We start from the raw sequence: 26,099 nt of genomic DNA, 5'->3' as shown, positions 1-26,099 counted from the left end.
ATCCTGCCGGGTGAGACCGCCGTATTTGTTTCATGACCGCCAAGAAAATTCGCCACTACCTGCAGTTCAAGGATTTCTCGCTGGACGACTACGAGTACGTGCTGGAACGCGCGCGCATTCTGAAACGCAAGTTCAAGAACTACGAGACCTACCACCCGCTGCACGACCGCACGCTGGCGATGATCTTCGAAAAAAATTCGACGCGCACGCGCCTGTCGTTCGAAGCCGGCATCTTCCAGCTAGGCGGCCACGCCGTCTTCATGAGCACGCGCGACACGCAACTCGGCCGCGGCGAACCGATTGAAGACGCGGCGCAGGTGATCTCGCGCATGGTCGACATCATCATGATCCGTACGTTCGGCCAGGACATTCTTCAGCGCTTCGCCGAGAATTCGCGCGTGCCGGTGATCAATGGGCTGACCAATGAATATCACCCGTGCCAGGTGCTGGCGGACATCTTCACGTATTTCGAGCATCGCGGTCCGATTCGCGGCAAGACGGTCGCATGGGTCGGCGACGCCAACAACATGCTGTACACGTGGATCGAAGCCGCCCAGATTCTCGGCTTCAAGCTGCGCCTATCCACGCCGCCGGGCTACAAACTCGACCACGCGATGGTCGCGCCTGAAAGCGCCCCGTTCTATCAGGAATTCGACGATCCGAACGAGGCTTGCACGGGTGCCGATCTGGTCACCACCGACGTGTGGACCAGCATGGGCTTCGAGGCCGAAAACGAAGCCCGCAAGAAAGCCTTCGCGGACTGGTGCGTAGACGCTGACATGATGGCGCGCGCCAATTCCGACGCATTGTTCATGCACTGCCTGCCCGCCCATCGCGGCGAGGAAGTCAGCGCGGAAGTGATCGACGGCCCGCAAAGCGTCGTGTGGGACGAAGCGGAAAATCGTCTGCACGTGCAAAAGGCGTTGATGGAATATCTGCTGCTCGGCAAGCTCAATCATTGAGCGAGCCGCTACGCAGCACCTGCGTGAAGCGCGACGGGGCCTTGAATACGAGGCAAGGCATCCACGTTTAGCGCCACGCATCAGGCCGGCGTCCACGGGTTGTCCACGGTTGTAAGCGGACCCGGCTTATCCGCCGCCTTGCTCCAAAAACGCGGGCAAGCGGCGGTTTAGTGTCAAAATAGTGGTTTTCCGCGCTCCGGAACCGCCGGTGCGCCTTGTTTTCCAGCTTTCTCCAGCTACGAGTTCACCATGAGCGATATCAAGAAAGTCGTGCTCGCCTATTCGGGCGGCCTCGACACCTCCGTCATCCTGAAGTGGTTGCAGGACAACTACGACGCCGAAGTCGTCACGTTTACGGCCGACATCGGCCAGGGCGAAGAGCTGGAACCGGCGCGCAAAAAAGCCCTGCAACTCGGCATCAAGCAGGACAACATCTTCATTGAAGACCTGCGCGAAGAATTCGTGCGCGACTACGTGTTCCCGATGTTCCGCGCCAACACGATCTACGAAGGCGAGTACCTGCTGGGTACGTCGATCGCGCGTCCGCTGATCGCCAAGCGTCAGATCGAAATCGCTCGTGCCACCGGCGCGCAAGCGGTCTCGCACGGCGCAACCGGCAAGGGCAACGACCAGGTTCGTTTCGAACTCGGTTACTACGCGCTGGAACCGGGCATCAAGGTGATCGCGCCGTGGCGTGAATGGGATCTGCTGTCGCGCGAAAAGCTGCTCGCGTACGCCGAAAAGGCCGGTATTCCGATCGAAATGAAGCACAAGCAAGGCGGCGCGCCGTATTCGATGGACGCGAACCTGCTGCACATCTCGTTCGAAGGCCGTCACCTGGAAGACCCGAAGGCCGAGGCCGAAGCCGATATGTGGCGTTGGACGGTGTCGCCGGAACAGGCGCCGGATCAGGCTGAGTACCTCGACATCGAGTATGAGCACGGCGACCCGGTCGCGATCAACGGCAAGCGTTTGTCGCCGGCTGAGATGCTGACCGAGCTGAACCGCCTGGGCGGCAAGCACGGCATCGGCCGTCTGGATCTGGTCGAAAACCGTTACGTCGGCATGAAGTCGCGCGGCTGCTATGAAACGCCGGGCGGCACGATCATGCTGAAGGCGCACCGCGGTATCGAGTCGATCACGCTCGACCGTGAAGTGGCTCATCTGAAAGACGATCTGATGGCCCGTTACGCGTCGCTGATTTATAACGGCTACTGGTGGAGCCCGGAGCGCCGCGCAATCCAGGTGCTGATCGACCATACGCAAGAGAAGGTCAATGGCTGGGTGCGTGTGAAGCTGTACAAGGGCAGCGTCTCGGTTGTCGCGCGCGATTCGAAAGAAACGCTGTTCGACAAGACCATTGCCACGTTCGACGACGACGGCGGCGCTTACAACCAGGCCGATGCTGGCGGCTTCATCAAGCTGAACGCGCTGCGTATGCGGATTGCTGAAAACGCACGTCGTCAGCGCGGCTGAGCACGGGCGTTTCGGTGAAGGCTAACTTCGCGTAAGCGAAGTTAAGCGCCGCGAGGCGCGGCCGGCACTGAATCACAGACGCAAAAAAAGGCGCCGGGAGTTTTCTCCCGGCGCCTTTTTTCCTTGCCGCAAGCCACTTACGCCATCACAAACAAACCGGTTCCGCCTCCAACTCCACCCCAAACCGTGCCAGCACGTCCCGCTGCACCGCCTTTGCAAGCGCCAATACCTCCGCCCCGCTCGCGCCGCCGAGATTCACCAGCACCAGCGCCTGCCGCTGATGCACCGCCGCCGCGCCCATCGCACGGCCTTTCCAGCCACATCGATCGATCAACCAGCCCGCGGCGAGCTTCACCCGGCCGTCCGGTTGAAGGTAAGACACGACCTCCGGCTCCTTGAGCTTCAGCGCCTCGAACTGCGCCGCCTCCACGACCGGATTCTTGAAGAAACTCCCCGCGTTACCAAGCTGAAGCGGGTCGGGCAGCTTGGCGCGCCGCACTGCGACTACAGCGTCGAAAATCGCCTGCGCACTCGGCGCGGCCGCGGCATGGCCGCCCGCAGCCAGTTCGCGCGCGATATCCGCATAGCCGGCGCGCGGCTGCCAAACCTTCGGCAAACGGAACGTGACCGAAGTAATCACAAAACGGTCGCGCCCTTCCCGCTTGAAAAAACTGTCACGGTAGCCGAATCGGCAAGCGGCGGCATCGAGTTCGACCACGGCGCCCGTTTCCAGCTCAACCGCTCGCAGCGACGCAAACCGCTCGCACATTTCCAGCCCGTACGCGCCGATGTTCTGAATCGGCGCCGCGCCCACCGTCCCGGGAATCAGCGCGAGGTTCTCCAATCCAGGCAGCCCTTGCGACAAAGTCCATGCGACAAACTCGTGCCACGGCTCGCCGGCGGCCGCCTCGACGTACCAGGCGTCATCGTCCTCACGCACGACGCGGCGGCCTCGCAGCGCCACCAGCAGCACCAGTCCGGCGAAGTCGTTCGTCAGCACGACATTGCTGCCGCCGCCCAGCACCAGCCGCGGCAAGCCGGCGCCGCGCGGATCGCGCACGGCAGCCATCAGTTGCGCTTCGTGCTCGATCCGGCACGCGAAGTGCGCGCGAACATCGAAACCGAAGGTGTTATGCGCCTTCAGCGGATAGCCGGCAACGAACGCGGCGGAGTCGAATAGAGACATCGGAATAGGAAGAATGGGACGGCGAACGAAACGGCATCTGGCCCCAGCCGCGCGACAATGCGCGGCGGCCTTAGGCAAAAGGGAGTGGCATCGGTAAAATGACACCAGGTTCGTGATTATAGCGAGTGCCCCGTGAGCAGCCGACCGGTTGCGCCACGCACCGCAGCACCATTGGGAGAAAACAATGCCATCGTTTGACGTCGTCTGCGAAGCGGACATGATCGAAGTCAAGAACGCGATCGAGCAGTCCAACAAGGAAATTTCAACCCGCTTCGACTTCAAAGGGTCGGACGCGCGTGTCGAGCACAAGGAAAGTGAAATCACGGCCTACGCCGACGACGATTTCAAGCTCGGCCAGGTCAAAGACGTCCTGCTGTCGAAAATGGCCAAGCGCAATGTGGACGTGCGCTTTCTCGACTACGGCAAGATCGAGAAGATCGGCGGCGACAAGGTCAAGCAGGTCATCAAGATCAAGAAAGGCGTGTCCGGCGATCTGTCGAAGAAAATCGTGCGTCTCGTGAAGGACAGCAAGATCAAGGTCCAGGCGAGCATTCAGGGCGACGCGGTGCGCATCACCGGCGGCAAGCGCGACGATCTGCAAAGTGTGATCGCGATGCTGCGCAAGGACGTGACTGACACGCCGCTCGACTTCAACAACTTCCGTGACTGAACGCGCGTGACGCTTAAAACCAGGCGCGCGTTGACGCCTGGTAGTGGGCGTGCGTTGAGGCCCCGTTGAGGCCCGCCAGCGGGCCCACACTCAAGACTCGTTACCGCCCGCCGCGCTCCCCGCCGCGTCGGCTTTCTTCTTGTCGCCGATGCGGCTTTCCTGGCCGCGCATCAGCTTGGCGATATTGCCGCGGTGACGCCATACCAGCAGCGAACTCATCACGACAATCGCCAGCGCGATGATATGCGGCCCGAACAGAAAACCGTCGAAGAGCGGTGCGAATACGGCCGCGGCTAAAGCCGCCAGCGAGGAATAGCGCGTGAAGAACGCCACGATCAGCCACGTCAGCAAAGTAGCAATACCGAGGATCGGATTGATCGCGAGCAGCACACCCGCGGCGGTCGCCACGCCCTTGCCGCCTTTGAAGCGGAAGAAGACCGGATACAGGTGGCCGAGAAACACGGCGATGCACGCAATCGCAACCGACGTATCGTCGAGGCCGTAGCGCGCGCCGAAGTGCACCACGCACCACACCGGCAACCAGCCTTTGAAGGCGTCGCCGATCAGCGTGAGAATCGCGGCCTTCTTGCTGCCGCTGCGTAGCACGTTAGTGGCGCCCGGATTGCCCGAACCATACGAGCGCGGGTCGTCTAGCCCCATCGCGGCGCTCACGATCACGGCAAACGACACCGAGCCGATCAGGTAGGCAACGACAGCAACGATCAGGTTTTGCATCTGGGGACTCTTATAAGGATCGGCGGTCTGAAACTCGATACTCCAACCGCAACAGGGAACAAGGCGGCGCACATTCTACCGAACCCGCCTGCCCGGCCAACATTCAGGCAAACGTCAATCGACGCTCGCGCACTGAACCGGCTGCGCCGCCAGCAAACCGGTCAAGATCCCGGGCTCGATGCTGACCAGAAAACCTCGCCGGCCGCCGTTCAGCCAGATTTTGTCCATCTCGAGAATGCTGGACTCCACATACACCGGCATCTGCTTGCGCGTCCCGAACGGCGACGTCCCGCCGATCAGATAACCCGAATGCCGGTTCGCTACCTCGGGCTTGCACGGCTCGACGCGTTTCGCGCCAATCTGCCGCGCCAGATTCTTGGTGCTGACGGTGCGGTCGCCGTGCATCAGCACGATCAGCGGCTTGGCGTGCTCGTCTTCCATCACCAAAGTCTTCACGACATGATGTTCGTCCACGCCAAGCTGGCGCGCCGACTCTTCAGTGCCGCCATGCTCGACATAATCGTAAGGATGCTCGCCGAAAGTGACGCCATGGCGGCGCAGAAACTGCGTCGCGGGCGTTTCGGAGACGTGTCTGGATTTGCTCATCGGCGCATTGTAATAGCGAGTTTGCACAACGGCTATTTGCCGAACGGCCAATTGTGCGGGCCCGGCGATTGTGGCACGATCGTTCGCAAATGTTCCGGCGCACCGCATGCCGGGTACCGGATTGCCTCCTGGAGACAGCGTTGAACCTCGATTCCGCCACCCGTTCCACTATCGACATCCCCGCGTTACTGGCCGGCCTGCCCGCGCGCATCGCCGAAATCCCGGTGCTTGCGGCCGCGCGCGATCCGCAGCACGTCGCCTTGATCGAGGACGCGCGCCGCTTGACCAATGCACAGCTTCTGGAAGCCGTCGACGCCGCCACCGCGCTGCTGCGCGCATGGGGGGTGCGTGGCGGCGATCGCGTGATGATCGTGGCCGAGAACAGCATCGCGCAGATCGTGCTGCTGTTCGCGACCGCGAAACTCGACGCGTGGGCGCTGGTGTCGAACGCACGCCTGTCGGCTGCGGAACTCGACGCAATCCGTGCGCATGCGCAGCCTCGCGTGGTCGCCTACGCGGTCGAAAGCTCCGTGGATGCCCAACAGCATGCCGAGCGGCATCAAGCCGTCAAGGCGCCTGCCATCACGCCGGATATCGGCGGCTGGTCGTACGCGATCGACGCCAACGCGAAAACCGAGCCGGTCGAAGCCGCCAATCACCGCCAATGCGCCGCGCTGATCTACACCACGGGAACCACCGGTGCGCCTAAGGGTGTGATGCTGTCGCATCGCAATCTGCTCTTCATCGCGGCCGTGTCGAGCCGCTTGCGCAAAGTCGGGCCGGACGATGTGGTGTACGCCGTTCTGCCGATCTCGCACGTGTACGGTTTCGCCTCGGTTTGCCTCGGCAGCCTGCACGCCGGTGCAACCTTGCGTCTCGCGCCGCGTTTCGCGCCGGAAGCGGTGCGGCGCGCGCTCGCCGAAGAACGCGTATCGATCTTCCAGGGCGTTCCGGCCATGCACGCCAAACTGCTCGAACATTTGCACACGCATGGCCACACCTGGTCCGCGCCACATCTGCGCTTCGCCTATTCGGGCGGCTCGCCGCTCGATGCTGCACTAAAGGCGCACGTCGAAAGCGTCTACGGCCTTACGCTGCACAACGGCTACGGTATGACCGAAAGCAGCCCGACCGTCGCGCACACCATGCTCGACGCACCGCGCAGCGATTGCTCGGTCGGCGAAGTCATTCCCGGCGTCGACGTGCGATTCGTCCGACCCGATGGCGTGGATGCCGCGGCGGGCGAAATCGGCGAACTATGGGTGCGCGGCCCGAATGTGATGCTCGGCTATTACCGGAACCCTGAGCAAACCCGTACTGCCGTCACCGAAGAGGGCTGGCTCAAAACCGGCGACCTCGCCCGCCAGGACGCAGACGGTGCATTGCATATCGTCGGGCGCAGCAAGGAGTTGATCATCCGCTCGGGCTTCAACGTGTACCCGTCGGAAGTCGAGCATGTGTTGAACGCGCATCCGCAGGTGGTGCAATCGGCCGTGATCGGGCGCGCGGTAGAGGGCAACGAGGAAGTGGTCGCGTTCGTCGAATTGATCGCGGGAGCAACGGTGTCGCCAGCGGAACTGATCGCGTGGTGCGGCGAGCGTCTCGCGCCCTACAAGCGCCCTGCTGAAGTGAAGGTGCTCGCCGCGCTGCCGGCGGCGTCGACGGGCAAGATTCTCAAGCACCGGTTGCGCGAGTTCATCTAACGGCGCGGCTAAACGCAAGTAGCGCACCTTGTGTGGATCATCCGCGCGGATGATGCTGCGCATGCAACGACTTCAGCCGTTCGCGGGCCACGTGCGTATAGATCTGCGTGGTCGAGATATCCGTATGACCGAGCAGCAGCTGCACGACGCGCAAGTCGGCGCCATGGTTCAGCAGGTGCGTCGCGAACGCGTGCCGCAGCGTATGCGGCGAGAGCGGCGCGTGCACATCGGCCGCTGCCGCGTGACGCTTGATGATGTTCCAGAACTGCTGACGGGTCATGCCCTCCGCGCGGCTCGTGACGAACAGCGCATCCGTCGCGCGCGCCCCCAGCAACGCGGGGCGCGCTTCGCGCAGATAGCGTTCGATCCAGCCGTGAGCCTCTTCGCCGAATGGAATCAGGCGCTCTTTCGAACCCTTGCCCATCACACGCACGACGCCTTCGTTCAGGCCCACTTCCACGGTCTTCAACGTGACGAGTTCGGTTACACGCAAACCGCTCGCGTACATCAACTCCAGCATGGTGCGGTCGCGCAGGCCCAAGGGCGTATCGATATCCGGCGCACCGAGCAGCGCCTCAACCTGTGCTTCAGTGAGCGTCGACGGAAAACGCGGCGGCTGCTTGGCCGAACGGATGCGTACCGTCGGATCGACCTTTGCGCGATGTTCGCGCACCGCCCAGCCGTAGTAGCGGCGAAACACCGAGAGCCGCCGGTTCGCCGAGGTCGATTTGTCTTTCTGGCGCGCCGCGCTGTAGGCGTTGAGATCGGCCTCGCTGGCGGTGTCGAGCGACGTGTTGCGGGTTTGTGCGAGCCATTCGCAGAACAGCCGCAGATCGCGCCGGTACGCGTCGAGCGTGTTGCGCGACAAGCCGTGTTCGAGCCACAGCGCGTCGCAGAATGCATCGATCGAGGCCGAGCTCGCCACAAACAAAGGCGACGCGACGAGCGCGTCTTCAGTCACGGTGTCGCTCATGCGTAGGGAATGCCTTCATGCGCCAGAAGCCAACGCTTGACGTTGCGAAAGAAGCCGTCTCCACCCGTATGCGCGAATCCGCCGATACCGCTCGAACTCACCACCCGATGACATGGAACCACAATCGGGAAATAGTTGGAGCCGCACGCCTGGCCGACCGCGCGCGGGACGCTGCCGACCTGCCGTGCCAGTTGTCCATAGGTCAGCACGACGCCAGGCGGAATGTCGCTGATCGCTTGCCACACGCGGCGCTGGAACGCGGTGCCGACCTCCGCCAGTGGCAATTCGAACTTCGCGGACGCACGCTCGAAATAACGCTCGATCTGCCCGGCGGCCTGTCTGGCCAATAGCGTGTCCGGTGCAACGCTCTGCACCGACTCCGGCAAGTAGACGATCTCGCGCACGGCCTCGCCTTCGAGACGAATGCCGACCTTGCCGAACGGTGCATCGATCACTGCGTTGAACATGGTGCTTGCCTCATGACTGAACCGGTGCCTTTTAAACCTCACGGTAGCGTACCTGCATGGGTTGCAGGCATGCCACCCGCCGCCGGATTGCCGCTACTTTACGCCGCTTCCAACGCCCATTCCACATGCTCTCGCACAACGGCAGAAGGGTCTCCGACGCGCAATTCAAGCGCGTGGACAATCGCCGCGCGCGCATCCGCGTCCAGATGCTCCGAAGAGGCCCGCAGCGCATTACCCATCCCCACCGCCAGATTGCGCAGCCAGCTCTCATAGCCGATACGGCGAATCGCACTCCCCTGCATGCGCGTATCGAAGTCTTCCGCGCTCCATGCAAACAGTTCAACCAGCGTCGCGCGATCGAGCCCGTGCCGCACATCGAAATCGGCGACCGGTGCGGCCTGCGCAAACTTGTTCCACGGACAGACGAGCTGGCAATCGTCGCAGCCATACACACGATTACCGATCAGCGGCCGCATTTCCAGGGGAATATTGCCCTTCAATTCGATCGTCAGATACGAAATACAGAGGCGCGCATCGACCTTGTACGGCGCAACAATCGCACCCGTCGGGCAAGCGCCGATGCAGCGCGTGCAACTGCCGCAATGCGCGCCCGGCGTTTCAGGCGCATCGTCAGGCGAGGTCTCGGCATCGGTAGGCAAGGGCACGTCGACGTAGATCTCGCCGAGAAAAAACAGCGACCCCGCATCCCGCTGCAGCAGCAGCGTGTGCTTGCCGCGCCAGCCGATCCCAGCCTTCTGCGCAAGTTCAACTTCGAGCACCGGCGCCGAATCGGTAAATACGCGGTAGCCGAATGCACCGATCGCCGCCTCGATTTTCTCGGCTAGTTGTTGCAGACGGTTACGCATCACCTTGTGATAATCGCGACCCCGCGCATAGATCGAGACCACCGCCGCCGATGGGTCCGCAAGCCGCGCATGCTCGGCTGCGCGCCAGTCTTGCGGTATCCGCGGCGAGTCCTGCAAAGCGCTTTCGCGCGCCTTTCCACTCAATGTCTGAGCGGGCAAATAGGCAATGCGCGCGGTAATCACACGTCGCGTGCCGGCCACAAGCTCGGCGGGCCGCGCGCGTTTCATACCGTGTTTCGCCATATAATCCATCTCGCCGTGGCAACCCGCGTCCAGCCATGCTGCAAGCGGCGCTTCGGCAGCGGAGAGATCGGTGTCGCTGATACCGATTGCCCCGAAACCCAGTTCACGGCCCCACGTTTTGATGTTGAGCGCGAGCGCATTCAGCGCCGTTTCATCGAAATGACGCTCAGCATGCGCATCGTCGTCAGACGCGGACGTGCAGGAAACAGGGGACTCCGGACTTCGGTTCATCACGCCATTTTACGAGAATGCCCGTCAATCCCGATCTCGCGATCCAACCGCCCGCCGATATCCTGCTCGAACGCTCCTTCGCGCTCGCGGACGAGGCCGCCAGCAATGCATTCGGCGAGCGCTTTGCACGGGCAATCGAAAGCGTGCGCGAATTGCAGCAAAACCCGCGGCAAAACCCGCAGCAAGCCACGCCGGGCACGGAAACTCATCAGGCATTCCAGGGCCTGCAAGTACAACTCGTCGGCGACCTCGGCGCCGGCAAAACCACACTCGTGCGCGCGACCTTGCGCGGCCTCGGCCACACAGGCCGCGTGCGCAGTCCCACTTACACGCTTGTCGAACCCTACGTGCTCGAGCGGCCCGTTGGGGAACTCGCGCTCTATCACTTCGATCTGTACAGATTCACCGACCCGGCCGAATGGGCCGACGCCGGCTTTCGCGAGTACTTCGACAGCGGCGCTATTTGCCTCGTCGAATGGCCGCAGCGCGCCGGGCGTCTGCTTGGCGTACCGGATCTCGTCTTCGCGCTCGACCTGGACCAGGAGGGCGAGGGCCGGGTACTCGTTGCACGGGCATACAGCGAATCAGGAAAGGCATGTCTCGAAAGATGTTAATCAAACCGTTCCGCTCGATCGAATCGGCGGCCACCGCAACGCATAACTGGCGGCGCCGGCAGATTCTGCGCGCAGGCGCTTCCACGCTGGTACTCGGCCTGGTCGCTCCGCGCCTCGCGTGGGCGAGTTCGGTGCTGGGTGTGCGGGTCTGGCCGGCGCGCGATTACACACGCGTAACGATCGAGTCGGATCAGCCTTTGCAGAACACGCAGCAGTTGCTGCAGGGTCCGGACCGGCTGGTGGTCGATCTGAGCGGCCTCGACCTGGATCAGGCGCTGAAGGATCTGGTATCGAAGATTACGCCGAACGACCCGCAGATCCAGTCGGTGCGCGTCGGTCAATATCAGCCGCACGTCGTGCGCATGGTGTTCGATCTGAAGGGCTCGGTGAAGCCGCAGGTGTTCACGCTGCCGCCCGTCGGCGCGTACAAATACCGGCTGGTGTTCGACCTGTACCCCGCGGTCGCACCCGATCCGCTGATGGATCTGCTCGCACAGACCGAGCGCAAGCAGCAAACGCTGGAAGAAAACAACGCGCCGCCCGCCACGCTAAGCGGCCCGGGCACCACGCCGCCCACCGCCGACAACAGCGAAGCCTTCTTCGAGCGTTATGCGCAGAACGGCAGTAGCGGGAACGGCTCGGGCGTGCCACGCCCGCCGGCACATATCGCGCCGACGCCCGTTCCGCCCATCCTCGGCAAACCTGCCACACCGACGGCGCCCGTCGCGCCGCCCACCGCGATCGCCCGCAACAAGGGCGGCACGAGCGGCAGCAATCTGGGCGGCGACGACAGCGACAGCAGCGATAACTACGCCTTCACCAACCCGAAGACCGGCAAGAGCAACACCGTGCGTTTGCTCACGGTCGCAATCGATCCGGGTCACGGCGGCGAAGATCCGGGCGCGATTGGCGGCGGAGGGACCTACGAGAAGCACGTTGCCCTCGACATCGCGAAGAAGCTGCGCGCGAAAATCGACGCACAACCGAACATGCGTTCCATGATGACGCGCGACGCCGATTTCTTCGTGCCGCTCAACGTGCGCGTGCAGAAGGCGCGTCGCGTAGGCGCGGACCTGTTCGTGTCGATCCACGCCGACGCGTTCACCACGCCCGAAGCGAAGGGCTCGTCCGTGTTCGCCTTGTCGGAGCACGGCGCGTCGAGCGCCGCGGCGCGCTGGATGGCAAACAAGGAGAACTCGTCGGATCAGATCGGCGGTATCAACATCAAGTCCGCCGACGCCACCGTCAACCGCGCGCTGTTCGATATGTCGACCACCGCGCAGATTCGCGATTCGATGCGCTACGGCAACTTCGTGCTGAAGGAGATCGGCGGTATCAACAAGCTGCACAAGGGTTCGGTCGAGCAGGCCGGATTCGCCGTGCTGAAGGCGCCGGACATTCCGTCGATCCTGGTGGAGACCGCGTTCATCAGCAACCCGGACGAGGAGCGCCGCCTGAACGACGACGCATATCGCGACAAGATGGCCGATGCGATCATGACCGGCATCAAGCGCTATTTCGCGGCGAATCCGCCCTTGGCCAAGAACCGCATGACTTGATGCGGCGTGGCACGCAGCCAACAAGAAAACGGCCGCTCGATGCGGCCGTTTTTTTCTGCGTCACGCTTGAGCGCTATTCAACGCGCCGGTGAAAAACGTTGCACGACCCAACCGCCGAACACATTCACCGCCAAACCCGCCATCACCAGCAAGGCGCCCACGATCTGCACCGTGGACAAGTGCTCGTCGAGAAACAGGGAAGCCGACGCCAGTCCGACAATCGGCACCAGCAGCGAGAACGGCGCCACCTGGCTGGCCGGATAGCGCGACAAAAGCCGGCTCCACAGACCATAGCCGATCAACGTCGCGATAAACGCGAGGTACACGATGGCGAAAATCGACATCGCGCTGATCCCGGACAACGCCGCGACGATCCGCTGCGGCCCTTCGAATGCGTACGACAGCGCGAGGAACGGCAACGGCGGAATCAGGCTGCCCCACACCACCAGCCCGACCAGATCGACCTTGCCGACCTTCTTGGTGACGATGTTGCCGAGCGCCCACGAACATGCAGCGCACAACGTGAGGACGAAACCGGCGAGCGTCATCGCATGGCCGCCTTGCATGCCGATGATCGCGAGACCGCCCGCCGCGATCAACAACCCGACCACGTTCGGCACGCGAAAGCGCTCATGCAGAAAGAGGGCCGCGAAAATCAGCGTGAAGAACGCCTGTGCCTGCAAGACAAGCGAAGCGAGCCCCGCCGGCATGCCGACGTACATGGCCGAGAACAGGAAAGCGAATTGCCCGAATGAAATCGTCGCGCCGTAAGCAAACAGCCAGCGCCAGGGCATCTGCGGCCGTTTGACGAAGAACACAGCGGGCACCGCGGCGAGCGTGAAGCGCAGCGCGCCGAGCAGCATGGGCGGCACGCCGTGCAGACCCACCTTGATCACCACGAAATTGACGCCCCACGCCACCACGACGACCAGCGCGAGCAGTAAGTCCCTGGGCGACATCCCAGTCTCCATTTGGTTGTTCGATCTGGCAGTTTAGCGGAGCCCGCCGCGCCAGGGGAGCCGCGCGCATTACGGAATCCCGAAGTCGCCATGCGGCGCAAACCGTCGGCATTCCGCCCTCCGCAGTAGAATCGTCTATCGAGCAAAAAAACCGACTCCCCCCTTTCAGCCGAGCCCGCCCATGTCTTCCTCGATCAAAGCCGTTCTCAAACCGCATTTACGCGACGTCGGCAACCTCACCGTGCGGCGCGTGCTGCCGGCCATGGCGGCGCGCCTGATCGGTCCGTTCATCTTTTTCGACCACATGGGCCCTGCCACGCTCGATCCCGGCGTCGGACTCGACGTACGTCCCCACCCGCATATCGGCCTCGCAACCGTCACGTATCTGTTCGAAGGTTCGATCATGCATCGCGACAGCCTCGGCTCCGAGCAGAAGATCGTCCCGGGCGACGTCAACTGGATGACGTCGGGCCGCGGCATCGTCCATTCCGAACGCACGCCCGCCGAAGAGCGCGCGAGCGGCCAGACCATGCACGGCATCCAGACCTGGGTCGCGCTACCGCTCGAAGACGAAGATATCGAGCCGTCCTTCTCTCATCACACGGCCGACACGCTGCCGGTGGTCGAACGCAACGGCGTCACACTGCGCGTGATCGCGGGCACCGCGTTCGGCGCGACCTCGCCGGTCGCGACCTTTTCCGGCACGCTGTATGTGGCTGCGGAGTTCGCCCCGGGTGGCGCCTTCGCGCTCGAACCGGAACACGAGGAGCGCGGCGTCTATCTGGCAGAAGGCGATCTGGAGATCGACGGCACACCGCTCGAAGCAGGTCAGATGGCCGTGCTCGCGCTCGACGAAACCGTCACGCTTGCCAGCACCCACGGCGCGCGTGTCATGCTGCTCGGTGGTGAAAAACTGGATGGCGAGCGCTTTATCGAATGGAATTTCGTCGCCAGTTCGCGCGAGAAGATCGAAGCCGCGAAGCTGGCGTGGACCAATCAGGAGATGGGCAAGGTGCCGGGTGAAACCGAGTGGATTCCGCTGCCGCTGAAAAAATAAGCCAGCGTGGCGGCGGCCTGCATTCGCCGCGCCGAGTCATTGAATTCGCTGCACACGCCCCCACCTAACCATCAACTGTTTTATCGACGAGGACGTAATGGATACCACGCTGGCCACTTTCGAACGGGACGTCATCACGGCGTCGACACTGGCCCCTGTGCTGGTCGATTTCTGGGCACCGTGGTGCGGTCCCTGCAAGACGCTCGGCCCAATGCTGGAGAAGCTCGAAGCCGAAGCCGCCGGCAAATGGAAGCTCGTCAAGGTGAACGTGGACGAGAATCAGGAACTGGCCGCGCACTTCCAGGTGCGCAGCATTCCGCACGTGATGGCGTTTGCCGATGGCCAGCCGGTCGATCAATTCGTCGGCGTGCTGCCGGAAGGCCAGTTGCGCGAATTCATCGAGCGCCTCGTACCGCAAGGTGCGGACGCGTCACGTCTTGAAGCGCAAGCCGCACTGGCTGAAGGCCGCCGCGAAGATGCCTACAACGCGCTGCAAGCCGCGCTCGCCTACGACCCGGGTTTCGACGATGCGCGCATGGACCGCATCGAGATGCTGCTCGAAGATCACCGCATCGACGAAGCGCGCAATGAAGTCGACCTGCTGTCGCCGAAAACCACGCAAGGGATCGACGCCCGCTTCAACGCGATCAAGACCCGGCTCGACGCCGTGGATGCAGCGGCAGATCTGCCGCCTACGGACGCGCTCGAAGCCAAAGTCGCGGCGCATCCGGACGATCTCGAAGCCCGCTTCGATCTGGCTAGTGCGCTCATTGCCCGCCGCAAATACGAAGGCGCACTTGAGCATCTGCTAGCCATCGTGCAACGCGACCGCACGTTCCGCGAAGACATCGGCCGTAAGACGATGCTTTCGGTGTTCGATCTCGCCGCGCATCAGCCGGAGCTGGTGTCGCAATGGCGGCGCAAGCTGAGCGCGCTGCTGTTCTAGTTCCAGTCCGTACTGCGTTCAGGTGCGGTGCGGCAGCCGCGTCTGAACGCGCTGCCATACACACGGCGTAAACCGCCCTACCGCCCTACCGCATCAACCCGCTGCCTGCTTTGCCAAGGCCCGCAACACATGCGCTGCCGCGGCAAAGCCGAAACTCGCGGTCACGCACACGCTCGATCCAAATCCCGCACAGTTCAGACCCACCGGCCCCGTATGCCCCGGCGACGTGGTGACGTGCTCCGCTTCCTCGTCGATATCGCACACGGCGGCTTCCGGATAGATCAACGGTTCGTCGGAGTACACCGCGCTCACCTTGAACTTCGCCTTCGGAGCACGTGGGAAACCATGCTGTTTGCGCAGTTGCCCACGCACTTTCGATAGCAGCGGGTCCTGGATGGTCAGCGCGAGATCGTCGATCCGGATCCGCGTTGGGTCCAGTTGGCCACCCGCGCCGCCTACCGTAATCAATGGCTGTTTCTTCTCGACGCACCACGCGATCAACGCGGTTTTGGTACGCACGCTGTCGATCGCATCGATCACGTAGTCGAAACCGCCGCCGAGCGTCGCCGCGAAATTGTCCGGCTCGACGAAGTCTTCCACCAGCCGCACGTCGCAGAACGGATTGATTGCCGCAATGCGTTCGGCCATCGCTTCGACTTTCGGTTTTCCGTAGTTACCGTCCAGCGCATGGATCTGGCGGTTAGTGTTGCTCTCGGCGACATTGTCCAGATCGATCAGGGTCAGCGTGCCGACCGCGCTGCGCGCCAACGCCTCCGCCACCCACGAACCCACCCCGCCAATGCCGATCACGGCGACGTGTGCTCCTTCGAACGCAGCGAGCGCCGGCGCGCCGTACAGCCGGGCAACGCCGCCGAAGCGCCGTGCGCGGTCGGCGGTTTCACTCCCGTCGAGGCTGGTAGTAAGATCAGAAGGCGCGGTGGTGCTGGACATGGTGGAAGGCTCGTTCAAAGCAGGCAAAACACAAAGTGATGACAACGCGCAGGCACACCCAAGCGTTCCCAGCCCGTATTTTGCCTGATCGCGTCAATCCGCATGGCCACGCCAACCTGGAGGCACGAATGGCGGCCAGCGTTGTAGCGTGCATATCCACACAGCCCGGCGGGCCTTGATCTGGTCGCGGGCAAAAACTTCAAGCCCTGGCTATACTGATTGGACTGAAGCGTTCGCATAAGAATATGACCTCACTCGCCGAACTTCGAAAAAACTATTCGCTGGGTTCTTTGGACGTGGCCGATATCAACCGCAACCCGTTTCGTCAATTCGACACGTGGTTTCAGCAAGCGGTAGACGCCCAGTTGCCCGAGCCGAATACGATGACGCTGGCCACGGTCGACCCGCGTGGCCGGCCGTCGGCGCGCATCGTGCTGATCAAGGGCGTTGACGAGCGCGGCTTTGTGTTCTTCACCAACTACGAAAGCCGCAAGGGCCGCGAACTGGCCGCCAACCCGTACGCAAGCCTGCTGTTTTACTGGATCGAACTCGAACGCCAGGTGCGTATTGAAGGCCGCATTGTCAAAACCAGCGCGGAAGAAAGCGATACGTATTTTGCGTCGCGTCCACTCGGTTCACGTATCGGTGCGTGGGCATCCAATCAAAGTCAGGTAATTGAAAGCCGTTCGCAGCTCGAAACACGCGAACGCGAAATCAGCCTGCAATACGGCGACCAACCGCCGCGCCCACCGCACTGGGGCGGCTATCGTTTGGTACCCGAAGCAATCGAATTCTGGCAGGGCCGGCCGTCGCGTTTGCACGACCGTTTGCTCTATACACGTTCAAGCGAAAACAGCGACTGGCAAATCTCCCGCCTATCGCCTTGAATCGAAATACGACACCATACGCGCGTTGCCAACGCAGCAGCGCGCGCCGGAAGGACTGCGTCTCGCGGCATAGGAGTTGCGCCGCACGGAGCCGCAATCCACACAGGCTTTGCTTTAATTCAACGGACACGGAGAGATCACATGTTCTGGGAGAAAAAGCTGGCGCAGTGGGTGGAAGAGGTAAAAACCAAGGCTAACCTGCCAGCACGCCTTGTGCTGTGGGACGGTCAGCAACATGACTTCGGGCAGTTCGCCGCGCCTCAGGTCACGCTACATGTCAAAAGCGCCACGGCGCTGCCTTATCTGCTCGAACCGAGCCTCGACAATCTGGGCGAGGCGTATGTGAAGGGCAAGATCGATATTGAAGGCAAGCTGTCCGACATCATCAACGTCGGCTATCAGCTGGCGCGCAACACTGTCACCAGCGCAAGCAAGCTGGCGCGCGTGCGACGCTATTTCAATCACTCGAAGTCGTCGGACAAGAAGGCCATTCAGTATCACTACGACGTCTCGAACGAGTTCTACAAGTTGTGGCTCGACGAGAATATGGTGTACTCGTGTGCGTACTTCGAAAACGGCAATGAAGATCTCGCCACCGCGCAGATCAAGAAAATCGATCACATCCTCACCAAGATCCAGTTGCAACCGGGGCAGCGCCTGCTCGATATCGGCTGCGGCTGGGGCGCGCTCGTCCTGCGCGCCGCGCAGAAATTCGGCGCCAGGTGTGTCGGCGTGACGTTGTCGCAGAACCAGTTCGATCTCGCGACCGCACGCGTGAAAGCCGCGGGCCTGGAAAACCAGATTGAGATTCGTCTGCAGGATTATCGCGACGTCGACGGGCAATTCGATCGCATCACCAGCGTCGGCATGTTCGAGCACGTCGGCCGCAAGAATCTGCCGGGCTACTTCCAGAAGATTCACGATCTGCTCGTCGACGACGGCGTCGCCATGAATCACGGTATTACGTCGAGCGATTCGGATAGTGGCGAAACCGCGCTGGGCGGCGGCGAATTCATCGACCGTTATGTGTTCCCGGACGGCGAACTGCCGCACATCAGCCTTGCGCTCGAATCGATGCAGCGCGGCGGGCTTGAAGCGGTTGACGTCGAAAGCCTGCGCCGTCACTATGCGCACACGCTGGACATCTGGGCGGATAACTTCGAAACGCACGCGGACGAAGCCCGCAAGCTCGTCGACGACGAAAAATTCCGCATCTGGCGCGTGTATCTGGCCGGTTGCGCGTATGCATTCGAAAACGACGACGTCTCGATCTACCAGGTGGTGTGCCGCAAAGCCGGCCGCAGCGCGAAAACCTTGCCGTGGTCGCGTCGCTATATGTACGACAAAACGTTGTGATACGGTTGCGCCGTGGCGATTTACCGTCGCCGCGTGCCGGGGCTACGGGCATTGCATGAGCAGGCCGACGCGGCGCAAACCTTAAACAACAGCAGGTCGAACATAGATGGATCAGAGCGGGACAAGCGAAGTTGAACAGCCGGTGAGCGGCGCAGATGAGGCACAGGCCGACGCCGTGCAGTTCGATCTGTTCGGGATGCCGGTGGAACAGACGCCGGTATCGGCACCAGCATCCGCACCGAAGCCTGACGCCGGAGCAAAACCACCGCGTGCGACTACGCAAGCCAATGCCGCACCGGCAACGGCCGATACGCCGAGGAAACGCCGCTCCTCACGCGACGTTCTCGCCGCACCGCCCTCTCCCGAACTCCTCGCGATCGCTGCCGAACTGCCGCCGCAAGTGCATCTCGGCACGTCGACATGGTCGTTTCCGGGCTGGAACGGCATCGTCTACGGCGACGAGTACAGCAATAGCAAACTCTCGCGCGAAGGCCTGACGGCCTATGGCGCGCATCCGCTGCTAAAGACCGTCAGCATCGACCGGTCGTTTTACCAGGCGCTCACGGTCACCGAATACTTGCGCTACGCGCAGCAGGTGCCGGAGCACTTCCGCTTCATCGTCAAAGCCCCGATGACGATCACCGACGCCACCGTGCGCGCCGAACGCGGCGAGCCGGTCTCGCTGAATCCGTGCTTTCTGAACGCGCAAATGGCGATCGACGACTTCGTCACGCCATGCCTTGAAGGCCTCGGTGCCAAAGCCGGTGCGCTGGTGTTCCAGCTCTCGCCGCTGCCCGACCAGATGCTCGCGCAACCGGCGGTATTCATCGAGCGACTCGCGGAATTCCTGGCAGCGTTGCCGAAGCTGCCCGACGGCACCTGCTATGCGATCGAAATCCGCGATGCAAGTCTGCTCACGCCGCGCTTCATCCGCACGCTGAAAGCGGCGGGGGTGCGCTATTGCGTGGGGATTCATGCGCGGATGCCGGACCCGTTACGTCAGGCGGCGGCGCTCGCGCTGCTGGACGGCGAGCCGGCCGGCCCGCTGATCGTGCGCTGGAGTTTGCACGGCGGCTTCAAATACGAACAGGCGAAAGCCAAGTACGAACCGTTCAACCGGCTGGTCGATCAGGACCCGGGCACCCGCGCCGCGCTCGCCGAACTGGCCGCGCGCTACGCGCTGGCCGGCCAGCCGGTGGTGATCGCCGTCAACAACAAGGCGGAAGGGTCGGCGCCGTTAAGCTGCGTGGAACTGGCGCGGGAGATTGTCGAAGCGTATGCGCGGCTGGCTCATGAACATGAGCACGACGACACGCAAGCGGCACCTGAAGCGGAGCCGCAACCGGATCAGAGTGAGCGGCACGAAGGCGGCGACCCCGGCAGCCGGAACTGATCTGCCGGCGCAGGTAAAGCAAGCCGCCATCGGACCACCGGACCGCCGCCAAAGGCTCAGCTCGCCTTGATCCGATGCGCGAACTTCTGACGGAATTTTGCGACCTTTGGCGCCACCACGAACGAGCAGTAGCCCTGATTCGGATGCTGCGCGAAATAGTTCTGGTGATACGCCTCGGCCGGCCAGTAGTTGCCGTCGAGCGGCAGCACCTGGGTGACGATCTGGCCGTCGTAGATGCCCTGTTCGCCGATCTCGCGGATCGCCTGCAAGGCCGTTTCGCGCTGCGCGTCGGAGTGGGTAAAAATCACCGAGCGGTATTGCGTGCCGACGTCGTTGCCCTGCCGGTTCAATTGGGTCGGATCGTGAATCGCAAAGAAAATATCGAGAATCTCACGATAGCTGATCTTCGCCGGATCGAAGTCGACGTTCACGACCTCCGCGTGGCCGGTCACGCCGTCGCACACCTGCTCATAGGTCGGCCGCTGGGTCTGGCCGCCCGCATAGCCGGACTCCACCGAGTTCACGCCTTCGACGCCCAGATACACCGCTTCGAGACACCAGAAACATCCGCCACCGAGGGTGGCGACTTCGCCTGTCTGACTCATGCTGCTTGCTCCTTGATACCCATAGCCGGCCGATGCCGGTCCCAGTTAACCGCAACGCTCGTGCCACCGCCCAGACTTTCCAGCTTAGCGGTTTTTCCACTAACTGGCAGGGGGCGCGGCCGGTCCACCGCGATTGCAGTTAAAATTGGGACAAATCGACGATTTTCACTATGACTTTTGAATCATTTGTTTCTGGGCGCATGCACGATGGGTCCAACCCGAGGCTCACCCGGTTTGGCGCAAAGGCTTCCGTCCAATGAAGCGCGCCAGTCCGCCCAACTTCGACCAGCCCGCCTTTAAACAGGCGCTCAGTCAATTCGCCACCGGCGTCACCGTGATTACGACACGCGCGGCGTCCGGCCAATTGATCGGTATCACGGCCAGCTCGTTCAATTCGGTTTCGCTCAATCCGCCGCTGGTGCTGTGGAGCCTCGCCACGCGTTCGGCTTCGATGCCGGTGTTCCAGGCGAACAGTCACTACGTGGTCAACGTGCTGGCCGCGTCGCAGCTCGACCTGTGCAAACGCTTTGCGACGGTGAAGGGAGATCGTTTCGAGGGGGTGTCACATGCCGAGGGCGACACCGGCATGCCGGTGCTCGACGGTGCGCTCGCCTGGTTCGAATGCCATAACCGTAGCCGCTACGAAGAAGGCGACCACGTGATTTTCGTCGGCGAAGTGGAGCGCTGCGGCGTTCACGAGCATGCTGCGGAGATTGCGCCGCTGGTGTTCCAGAACGGCCAGTTTCACGGACTCAAGCCGTTCTGAACAGACGGGGCGGCGGCCTTTGGATCGACGGCTGCCGCGCGCCCATACAGGCCGGCGTAAGCGGCCCTGCCGCCGGCATTCAGCTATGCGTCGCGCTGTGTCCGCTGCTTTTCGTCACTAGCGACACCGGCACGCCGGAGTCTTCCTTCAGCGTCTGCAGCACGATATTCGAACGAATATCCATCACGCCCGGCGCCTTATAGAGGCGTTGCAGCACGAAATCCGAATAGTGTTTGAGATTGTGGGCGAGTACCCGCAGCAGATAATGGGTTTCGCCGGTCACGACAAATGCGCCGACGACCTCTGGCCAATCCCGCACCGCTTCAGCAAAACGCTCGTGCCAGTTCTCCTGGTCGTTGCGCATCGACACCTGCACGAACGCTTCCAGTTCGAATCCCAGCACTTCGCGGTTCAGACACGCGCGATAATGTTCAATGACGCCCTGCTCTTCCAGCAGGCGCAGGCGTCGTAGACAGGCCGACGGCGAAAGCGAAATGCGCTCCGCTAAATCGAGATTGCTGATCCGTCCTTCTTGCTGAAGCACCGTCAAGATACGGCAATCGGTGGCGTCGAGCGAGATCGCGTTCATATTCGGTCTCCCTTTCCCATTTGACTCAAATTATGTTCCAAGACACGGCTCAGAAGGAGATTTTTTCGCAATCACATTTCGCGCCAAGCCACCTATCATTTGTGGATAGACACAATCCGTTGATGGAGACATGGACACACTCTGGGACATCACCCCCGCCGTCGATACGGCGACACCCGTCTGGCCGGGCGATACGCCGGTCGGCATTGAACGCGTGTGGCGCATGGAGGCGGGCTCGCCCGTCAACGTCGCGCGCCTGACACTGTCGCCGCACACCGGCGCCCACACCGACGCCCCGCTTCACTACGACGCTGAAGGCGCCGCAATCGGCCAGGTCTCGCTCGATGCGTACCTTGGACGCTGCCGCGTGATTCATTGCATCGGCGCTTCGCCTGTTGTGACGCCACAACACCTGAGCGGCTCGCTCGACGACCTGCCGCCGCGAGTCTTACTACGCACTTACAAAAACGCGCCGACCGCGGTCTGGGACAGCGCGTTCTGCGCGGTCGCGCCGGAAACGATCGACTTGCTGGCAGCGAGAGGGGCGAAGCTGATCGGCATCGACACGCCGTCGCTCGATCCGCAGGAATCGAAGACGATGGACGCGCATCACCGGATTCGCGCGCACCGCATGGCGATCCTCGAAGGCATCGTGCTGGATGCCGTCGCGCCCGGGGACTACGAGTTGATCGCGCTGCCGCTCAAGCTGACCACGCTCGACGCGAGCCCTGTGCGCGCCGTATTGCGGGCGCTGCCCGAATCGCCCTGAATACAGGCGCCACACACGTTGCAGGTGCCTGGCGAAACTGAATCACATTCACCGAACTCCCCAATCCCTTTAACTGGACCAACATGAACACTCGTGACGAAGCACTGGCGCTCGATAACGCCGACCCGCTCGCGCCGCTGCGCGACCAGTTCGCACTCTCGCCGAGCACCATCTATCTCGACGGCAATTCGCTCGGCGTGCCGCCGGCCGCCGCCGCCCAACGCGCGCAGACCGTGATCGGCGCCGAATGGGGTGAAGGCCTGATCCGCAGTTGGAACACTGCGGGCTGGTTCGAATTGCCGCGCCGTCTCGGCAACAAGCTCGCGCCGCTGATCGGCGCGGCCGACAACGAAGTGGTCGTCACGGACACGATTTCGATCAACCTGTTCAAGCTTTTGTCGGCGGCCGTGCGGCTGGCAAACGCGCGCGATCCGAAGCGTCGCGTGATTGTTTCCGAGCGCTCGAATTTCCCGACCGATCTGTACATCGCGCAAGGGCTGATCGAACAGCTCGACCGCGGTTATGAATTGCGCCTTGTCGACGATCCCTCCGAGTTGCCCGCCGCGATCGGCGACGACACCGCAATCGCGATGATCACGCACGTGAATTACCGCACCGGCTACATGCACGACATGGCCGCGCTGACCAGACTCATCCACGACAAGGGCGCACTCGCGCTGTGGGATCTCGCGCATTCGGCGGGCGCGGTGCCGGTCGATCTGAACGGCGTCGGCGCCGACTACGCAGTGGGCTGCACGTATAAATATCTGAATGGCGGCCCGGGTTCACCGGCGTTCGTCTGGGTACCGAAGCGCCATCAGAATGATTTTGCACAACCACTGTCCGGCTGGTGGGGTCATCGCGCGCCGTTCAAGATGGACCCGGCCTATCAGCCCGATGACGGCATCGGCCGCTTCCTGTGCGGCACGCAGCCGATGGTGTCGATGTCGCTCGTCGAATGTGGACTCGATGTGTTCCTGCAAACGGATATGCAAACGATCCGCGCCAAGTCGCTCGCGTTGACCGATCTGTTTATCGAACTGGTCGAAGCGCGTTGCGGCGAGTTTCCTTTGAAGCTCGTCACGCCGCGTGAGCATGCGCAACGCGGTTCGCATGCGAGCTTCGAGCATCCGCATGGCTATGAAGTGATGCAGGCGTTGATTGCGCGTGGCGTGATCGGCGACTATCGTGAGCCCCATGTGTTGCGGTTTGGTTTTACACCGCTGTATACGCGCTTTGTCGATGTATGGGATGCGGTGGAGACGCTGCGTGAAGTGCTCACGCAAGAGAGCTGGCGAGCACCCGAGTTTGCCGCACGCGGCGCAGTGACCTGAGGAACACGTAATGACCGATCACATGCAAACGCCGGGATTGCCGGAAGAGAAGCCGGCGCAAGGCTGTCCGTTTGGGCACGGCAGTGGGGCTGCCCATTCGGCCCCGGCGGCGGCCTCCGCTACGGCCGCTGCTGCCGCAGATTCCGGCGATGGCTGGCATGACGCGCAACTCGATTTTTCGGAATCGATGAGTTACGGCGATTATCTTTCGCTGGGGAAGGTGCTGGAGGCGCAGCATCCGCTGTCGCCGGATCACAACGAGATGCTGTTTATCATCCAGCACCAGACGAGTGAGTTGTGGATGAAGCTCGCGCTGTACGAGCTGCGGGCGGCGTTGAAGGCGGTGCATCGCGACGAGTTGCCGCCGGCGTTCAAGATGCTGGCACGCGTGTCGCGGATCATGGAGCAGTTGGTGCAGGCATGGAGCGTTCTCGCGACGATGACGCCGTCCGAGTACACCGCGATGCGGCCTTATCTGGGCAGCTCTTCCGGGTTCCAGTCTTATCAGTATCGGCAGATCGAGTTTTTGCTCGGCAATAAGAATGAACAGATGCTGAAACCGCATGCGCATCGGGCCGATGTATTCGCAGAGGTTAAGGCTTCGCTGGAATCACCCTCTTTCTACGATGAAGTCGTGCGCTTGCTGGCGCGGCGTGGATTTGCAATTTCACCTTCCAGGTTGGAGAGAGACTGGACGCAGCCGACTACGCATGATGCTTCCGTCGAGGCAGCCTGGCTGGAGGTCTATCGGAATCCTTCGCAACATTGGGAGCTGTACGAGATGGCGGAGGAGCTTGTCGATCTCGAGGATGCATTTCGGCAGTGGCGCTTCAGGCATGTGACGACCGTCGAGAGAATCATCGGATTCAAGCAAGGTACGGGCGGTACAAGCGGCGCGCCCTATCTGCGCAAGATGCTGGATGTGGTTCTGTTTCCTGAGCTTTGGCATGTGAGGACGATGCTTTAAGGGTATCGGCATCGTCGTCAATGCGCGATGAATCGGCAACGTCCGCGCGACTCATGGAGATCCATGGGCGTGCCGGCTCGAATGTAAAGATTCGTTATAATTCGCGCGTTTAGCCTGCGTGGTTGCTCGTCTTAAAAAATATCTGGTTTAAATTGTTCCCGCCGTTAGACAAAGCGGCCGGGTATGAGAGCCCGCAGCGTAAACCCGCACTACCTGCGCAAGTGGGTATTGCGCAACCCATCATGCACGTCTGTTTCTACGGGCGGGCTGTGGTGAGGGAGCCGCGAGGCTCGCCGGTTTCGGTTTTACGCCCGGTCTCTCAAACTCGCTACGTGCCCGCTCACCCCATCTGTTATTTCAGCGAGTGTCGGGCAATTCAGGAACACACCGGAAACCGCGCCATGAGCAAACACACCAAAAAAACTAAACCTGCGTCACGCCCGCCTGTTGATGCGCTTCAATACGAAAAGCTCGCACTGTCGGCATTCGGCGCATGCGACCGGCAAATCCGGCAGCTTGAAACACTGATCAATCTCGCGGCCAGCATCACACGATGCCCGGCTACGACGGTTGACGAAAGACGCCGTGAGCGCAATCTGCTTGAACACCTGCTCGATACCGTCGAGCAATACCAGCAGGAAGCTGAATGCGACCGCGAGCTTTACCAGGTAATCGCGCTCGATGCGAAGGGCGTTCCTCACAGTTGCATCACCGCCAAACATGCGGCGAAACTCCTCTCGGATGCCGCGGAGGCGGGACGTGAAGCAGCGGAAGTTGCGGCCGAAGCCGAAGCAACACCAGACAAAGCTGCGACATGCAAGCAGGAGCGCATCAAGACTGCCGCCCGTGCGCGAACTGATGCACAACACGCAACAGTAAAGCATTAAGATGAAGCGGCGGCTACCACGCTGCGAAAAGAAAAGGCGCGAACAAGCCGCGCCTTTTCTTTTGTATTAGCCTGGATCGGACCTGACGGGTACGAGCGTGAGCTTACATGTTTTCAATATCTTTACCTTGTAATCGCAATCGACGCGCGCGATTTTCCTAATCGTCGACTCACGACGTGCAATGCCGAAAGCGGTTTGCAGAACAAAGAGGCAACTTACGTTCACAATATGCGTAACACAGCCACGCCAGGCGAACAGCGCTCCACAGCATTGACACACTAGCCACGCCACAGGGGCGAAACCAGAGAACCAGTAGAACTGATGCGAAATATCGCACCAGCT

Annotated in this window: 26 protein-coding genes; 16 read left to right on the top strand and 10 right to left on the bottom strand. The window is 61.9% G+C overall.

Annotated elements, in window-relative coordinates:
- The first annotated feature begins 32 nt into the window (after positions 1-32).
- Both argF and GH665_RS02980 read left to right on the top strand, forming a co-directional pair.
- Positions 33-962, top strand: coding sequence for an ornithine carbamoyltransferase (gene argF / locus GH665_RS02985; RefSeq protein WP_028197940.1), 930 nt, complete (start codon positions 33-35; stop codon positions 960-962).
- Between the two features lie 249 nt (positions 963-1,211).
- The gene (locus tag GH665_RS02980) at positions 1,212-2,438 is read left to right on the top strand and encodes an argininosuccinate synthase (protein ID WP_153134606.1); all 1,227 of its coding nucleotides are present in this window, start codon (positions 1,212-1,214) and stop codon (positions 2,436-2,438) included.
- Positions 2,439-2,583: 145 nt separating this feature from the next.
- Here GH665_RS02980 and murB read toward each other — a convergent pair whose 3' ends face one another.
- Positions 2,584-3,624 carry a UDP-N-acetylmuramate dehydrogenase gene (gene murB / locus GH665_RS02975; protein ID WP_153134605.1) on the bottom strand — a complete coding sequence of 347 codons (1,041 nt, stop codon included), beginning with the start codon at positions 3,622-3,624 and terminating at the stop codon, positions 2,584-2,586.
- A 184-nt stretch (positions 3,625-3,808) separates the two neighbouring features.
- Here murB and GH665_RS02970 point away from each other — a divergent pair, with 184 nt between their 5' ends.
- Entirely contained in the window at positions 3,809-4,294 is a 486-nt protein-coding gene (locus tag GH665_RS02970; protein ID WP_028197943.1) for a YajQ family cyclic di-GMP-binding protein, read from the top strand.
- A 90-nt stretch (positions 4,295-4,384) separates the two neighbouring features.
- On the opposite strand, the gene plsY is transcribed toward GH665_RS02970, so the two are convergent.
- A complete protein-coding gene (gene plsY / locus GH665_RS02965) occupies positions 4,385-5,029 on the bottom strand; it encodes a glycerol-3-phosphate 1-O-acyltransferase PlsY (protein ID WP_153134604.1) in 645 nt (214 codons plus the stop codon).
- A 114-nt stretch (positions 5,030-5,143) separates the two neighbouring features.
- Positions 5,144-5,635, bottom strand: coding sequence for a Cys-tRNA(Pro) deacylase (ybaK, locus tag GH665_RS02960; RefSeq protein WP_153134603.1), 492 nt, complete (start codon positions 5,633-5,635; stop codon positions 5,144-5,146).
- Positions 5,636-5,775: 140 nt separating this feature from the next.
- On the opposite strand from ybaK, the gene GH665_RS02955 reads away from it, so the two are divergent.
- Positions 5,776-7,338, top strand: a complete 1,563-nt coding sequence (locus GH665_RS02955) for a class I adenylate-forming enzyme family protein (protein WP_153134602.1) — start codon at positions 5,776-5,778, stop codon at positions 7,336-7,338.
- A gap of 37 nt (positions 7,339-7,375) precedes the next feature.
- On the opposite strand, the gene xerD is transcribed toward GH665_RS02955, so the two are convergent.
- From xerD to queG, 3 genes are all read right to left on the bottom strand, one after another.
- Positions 7,376-8,311, bottom strand: a complete 936-nt coding sequence (gene xerD / locus GH665_RS02950; protein ID WP_028197947.1) for a site-specific tyrosine recombinase XerD — start codon at positions 8,309-8,311, stop codon at positions 7,376-7,378.
- Entirely contained in the window at positions 8,308-8,778 is a 471-nt protein-coding gene (locus tag GH665_RS02945) for a methylated-DNA--[protein]-cysteine S-methyltransferase (RefSeq protein WP_153134601.1), read from the bottom strand. Before GH665_RS02945 ends, xerD begins: the two co-directional genes overlap by 4 nt.
- 98 nt (positions 8,779-8,876) lie before the next feature.
- Positions 8,877-10,118: a tRNA epoxyqueuosine(34) reductase QueG gene (gene queG / locus GH665_RS02940; protein WP_153134600.1), complete on the bottom strand. Its 1,242-nt coding sequence runs from the start codon at positions 10,116-10,118 to the stop codon at positions 8,877-8,879.
- Positions 10,119-10,135: 17 nt separating this feature from the next.
- Here queG and tsaE point away from each other — a divergent pair, with 17 nt between their 5' ends.
- Both tsaE and GH665_RS02930 read left to right on the top strand, forming a co-directional pair.
- Complete coding sequence (tsaE, locus tag GH665_RS02935) at positions 10,136-10,732, top strand: tRNA (adenosine(37)-N6)-threonylcarbamoyltransferase complex ATPase subunit type 1 TsaE (protein WP_153134599.1); 597 nt, start codon at positions 10,136-10,138, stop codon at positions 10,730-10,732.
- Positions 10,714-12,291, top strand: coding sequence for an N-acetylmuramoyl-L-alanine amidase (locus GH665_RS02930; RefSeq protein WP_153134598.1), 1,578 nt, complete (start codon positions 10,714-10,716; stop codon positions 12,289-12,291). Before tsaE ends, GH665_RS02930 begins: the two co-directional genes overlap by 19 nt.
- A gap of 77 nt (positions 12,292-12,368) precedes the next feature.
- On the opposite strand, the gene GH665_RS02925 is transcribed toward GH665_RS02930, so the two are convergent.
- The gene (locus tag GH665_RS02925) at positions 12,369-13,250 is read right to left on the bottom strand and encodes an EamA family transporter (RefSeq protein ID WP_153134597.1); all 882 of its coding nucleotides are present in this window, start codon (positions 13,248-13,250) and stop codon (positions 12,369-12,371) included.
- Positions 13,251-13,431: 181 nt separating this feature from the next.
- Here GH665_RS02925 and GH665_RS02920 point away from each other — a divergent pair, with 181 nt between their 5' ends.
- Together GH665_RS02920 and trxA are read left to right on the top strand one after the other, a co-directional pair.
- A complete protein-coding gene (locus GH665_RS02920) occupies positions 13,432-14,307 on the top strand; it encodes a pirin family protein (RefSeq protein ID WP_153134596.1) in 876 nt (291 codons plus the stop codon).
- Between the two features lie 97 nt (positions 14,308-14,404).
- Positions 14,405-15,253, top strand: a complete 849-nt coding sequence (gene trxA, locus GH665_RS02915; RefSeq protein WP_153134595.1) for a thioredoxin — start codon at positions 14,405-14,407, stop codon at positions 15,251-15,253.
- 93 nt (positions 15,254-15,346) lie between these two features.
- Here the strand turns inward: trxA and tcdA are convergent, their stop codons facing one another.
- Positions 15,347-16,204 carry a tRNA cyclic N6-threonylcarbamoyladenosine(37) synthase TcdA gene (gene tcdA / locus GH665_RS02910; RefSeq protein WP_153134594.1) on the bottom strand — a complete coding sequence of 286 codons (858 nt, stop codon included), beginning with the start codon at positions 16,202-16,204 and terminating at the stop codon, positions 15,347-15,349.
- A gap of 245 nt (positions 16,205-16,449) precedes the next feature.
- Between tcdA and pdxH the strand changes: the two genes are divergently transcribed.
- The 3 genes from pdxH to GH665_RS02895 all read left to right on the top strand — a co-directional run bounded on the left by pdxH (position 16,450) and on the right by GH665_RS02895 (position 19,840).
- Positions 16,450-17,091: a pyridoxamine 5'-phosphate oxidase gene (gene pdxH, locus GH665_RS02905; protein ID WP_153134593.1), complete on the top strand. Its 642-nt coding sequence runs from the start codon at positions 16,450-16,452 to the stop codon at positions 17,089-17,091.
- 141 nt (positions 17,092-17,232) lie between these two features.
- A complete protein-coding gene (locus GH665_RS02900; protein WP_153134592.1) occupies positions 17,233-18,447 on the top strand; it encodes an SAM-dependent methyltransferase in 1,215 nt (404 codons plus the stop codon).
- Positions 18,448-18,553: 106 nt separating this feature from the next.
- Positions 18,554-19,840 (top strand): DUF72 domain-containing protein, encoded by a 1,287-nt coding sequence (locus tag GH665_RS02895; protein ID WP_153134591.1) that lies wholly within the window; start codon positions 18,554-18,556, stop codon positions 19,838-19,840.
- A gap of 56 nt (positions 19,841-19,896) precedes the next feature.
- Here the strand turns inward: GH665_RS02895 and msrA are convergent, their stop codons facing one another.
- Complete coding sequence (gene msrA, locus GH665_RS02890) at positions 19,897-20,445, bottom strand: peptide-methionine (S)-S-oxide reductase MsrA (protein WP_153134590.1); 549 nt, start codon at positions 20,443-20,445, stop codon at positions 19,897-19,899.
- Positions 20,446-20,701: 256 nt separating this feature from the next.
- Here msrA and GH665_RS02885 point away from each other — a divergent pair, with 256 nt between their 5' ends.
- Complete coding sequence (locus tag GH665_RS02885) at positions 20,702-21,211, top strand: flavin reductase family protein (protein WP_153134589.1); 510 nt, start codon at positions 20,702-20,704, stop codon at positions 21,209-21,211.
- Positions 21,212-21,290: 79 nt separating this feature from the next.
- Here the strand turns inward: GH665_RS02885 and GH665_RS02880 are convergent, their stop codons facing one another.
- Positions 21,291-21,800 carry an Lrp/AsnC family transcriptional regulator gene (locus GH665_RS02880; protein WP_028197961.1) on the bottom strand — a complete coding sequence of 170 codons (510 nt, stop codon included), beginning with the start codon at positions 21,798-21,800 and terminating at the stop codon, positions 21,291-21,293.
- 130 nt (positions 21,801-21,930) lie between these two features.
- On the opposite strand from GH665_RS02880, the gene kynB reads away from it, so the two are divergent.
- The 4 genes from kynB (at position 21,931) to GH665_RS02860 (ending at position 25,757) form a co-directional block, all read left to right on the top strand.
- The gene (gene kynB, locus GH665_RS02875; protein ID WP_153134588.1) at positions 21,931-22,569 is read left to right on the top strand and encodes an arylformamidase; all 639 of its coding nucleotides are present in this window, start codon (positions 21,931-21,933) and stop codon (positions 22,567-22,569) included.
- A gap of 83 nt (positions 22,570-22,652) precedes the next feature.
- Entirely contained in the window at positions 22,653-23,903 is a 1,251-nt protein-coding gene (kynU, locus tag GH665_RS02870; RefSeq protein ID WP_046567892.1) for a kynureninase, read from the top strand.
- A 10-nt stretch (positions 23,904-23,913) separates the two neighbouring features.
- Complete coding sequence (gene kynA, locus GH665_RS02865) at positions 23,914-24,870, top strand: tryptophan 2,3-dioxygenase (RefSeq protein ID WP_153134587.1); 957 nt, start codon at positions 23,914-23,916, stop codon at positions 24,868-24,870.
- Between the two features lie 401 nt (positions 24,871-25,271).
- Positions 25,272-25,757, top strand: a complete 486-nt coding sequence (locus tag GH665_RS02860; RefSeq protein ID WP_153134586.1) for a hypothetical protein — start codon at positions 25,272-25,274, stop codon at positions 25,755-25,757.
- The last annotated feature ends 342 nt before the right edge of the window (positions 25,758-26,099 follow it).

It is taken from the genome of Paraburkholderia agricolaris, from assembly GCF_009455635.1.
Taxonomy (GTDB): Bacteria; Pseudomonadota; Gammaproteobacteria; order Burkholderiales; family Burkholderiaceae; genus Paraburkholderia; species Paraburkholderia agricolaris.
The sequence above is the reverse complement of the archived record's forward strand: the minus strand, read 5'-3'. Positions and strand labels throughout refer to the sequence as shown.

Coding starts and splice junctions, on each gene's coding strand:
- kynA (WP_153134587.1), top strand. CDS start 23,914: ATGACCGATCACATGCAAACGCCGGGATTGCCGGAAGAGAAGCCGGCG.
- murB (WP_153134605.1), bottom strand. CDS start 3,624: ATGTCTCTATTCGACTCCGCCGCGTTCGTTGCCGGCTATCCGCTGAAG.
- GH665_RS02925 (WP_153134597.1), bottom strand. CDS start 13,250: ATGTCGCCCAGGGACTTACTGCTCGCGCTGGTCGTCGTGGTGGCGTGG.
- tcdA (WP_153134594.1), bottom strand. CDS start 16,204: ATGTCCAGCACCACCGCGCCTTCTGATCTTACTACCAGCCTCGACGGG.
- ybaK (WP_153134603.1), bottom strand. CDS start 5,635: ATGAGCAAATCCAGACACGTCTCCGAAACGCCCGCGACGCAGTTTCTG.
- GH665_RS02970 (WP_028197943.1), top strand. CDS start 3,809: ATGCCATCGTTTGACGTCGTCTGCGAAGCGGACATGATCGAAGTCAAG.
- msrA (WP_153134590.1), bottom strand. CDS start 20,445: ATGAGTCAGACAGGCGAAGTCGCCACCCTCGGTGGCGGATGTTTCTGG.
- trxA (WP_153134595.1), top strand. CDS start 14,405: ATGGATACCACGCTGGCCACTTTCGAACGGGACGTCATCACGGCGTCG.
- kynU (WP_046567892.1), top strand. CDS start 22,653: ATGAACACTCGTGACGAAGCACTGGCGCTCGATAACGCCGACCCGCTC.
- GH665_RS02860 (WP_153134586.1), top strand. CDS start 25,272: ATGAGCAAACACACCAAAAAAACTAAACCTGCGTCACGCCCGCCTGTT.
- xerD (WP_028197947.1), bottom strand. CDS start 8,311: ATGAGCGACACCGTGACTGAAGACGCGCTCGTCGCGTCGCCTTTGTTT.
- argF (WP_028197940.1), top strand. CDS start 33: ATGACCGCCAAGAAAATTCGCCACTACCTGCAGTTCAAGGATTTCTCG.
- plsY (WP_153134604.1), bottom strand. CDS start 5,029: ATGCAAAACCTGATCGTTGCTGTCGTTGCCTACCTGATCGGCTCGGTG.
- GH665_RS02885 (WP_153134589.1), top strand. CDS start 20,702: ATGAAGCGCGCCAGTCCGCCCAACTTCGACCAGCCCGCCTTTAAACAG.
- queG (WP_153134600.1), bottom strand. CDS start 10,118: ATGAACCGAAGTCCGGAGTCCCCTGTTTCCTGCACGTCCGCGTCTGAC.
- pdxH (WP_153134593.1), top strand. CDS start 16,450: ATGACCTCACTCGCCGAACTTCGAAAAAACTATTCGCTGGGTTCTTTG.
- GH665_RS02900 (WP_153134592.1), top strand. CDS start 17,233: ATGTTCTGGGAGAAAAAGCTGGCGCAGTGGGTGGAAGAGGTAAAAACC.
- GH665_RS02895 (WP_153134591.1), top strand. CDS start 18,554: ATGGATCAGAGCGGGACAAGCGAAGTTGAACAGCCGGTGAGCGGCGCA.
- GH665_RS02945 (WP_153134601.1), bottom strand. CDS start 8,778: ATGTTCAACGCAGTGATCGATGCACCGTTCGGCAAGGTCGGCATTCGT.
- GH665_RS02880 (WP_028197961.1), bottom strand. CDS start 21,800: ATGAACGCGATCTCGCTCGACGCCACCGATTGCCGTATCTTGACGGTG.
- GH665_RS02930 (WP_153134598.1), top strand. CDS start 10,714: ATGTCTCGAAAGATGTTAATCAAACCGTTCCGCTCGATCGAATCGGCG.
- tsaE (WP_153134599.1), top strand. CDS start 10,136: ATGCCCGTCAATCCCGATCTCGCGATCCAACCGCCCGCCGATATCCTG.
- GH665_RS02980 (WP_153134606.1), top strand. CDS start 1,212: ATGAGCGATATCAAGAAAGTCGTGCTCGCCTATTCGGGCGGCCTCGAC.
- GH665_RS02920 (WP_153134596.1), top strand. CDS start 13,432: ATGTCTTCCTCGATCAAAGCCGTTCTCAAACCGCATTTACGCGACGTC.
- kynB (WP_153134588.1), top strand. CDS start 21,931: ATGGACACACTCTGGGACATCACCCCCGCCGTCGATACGGCGACACCC.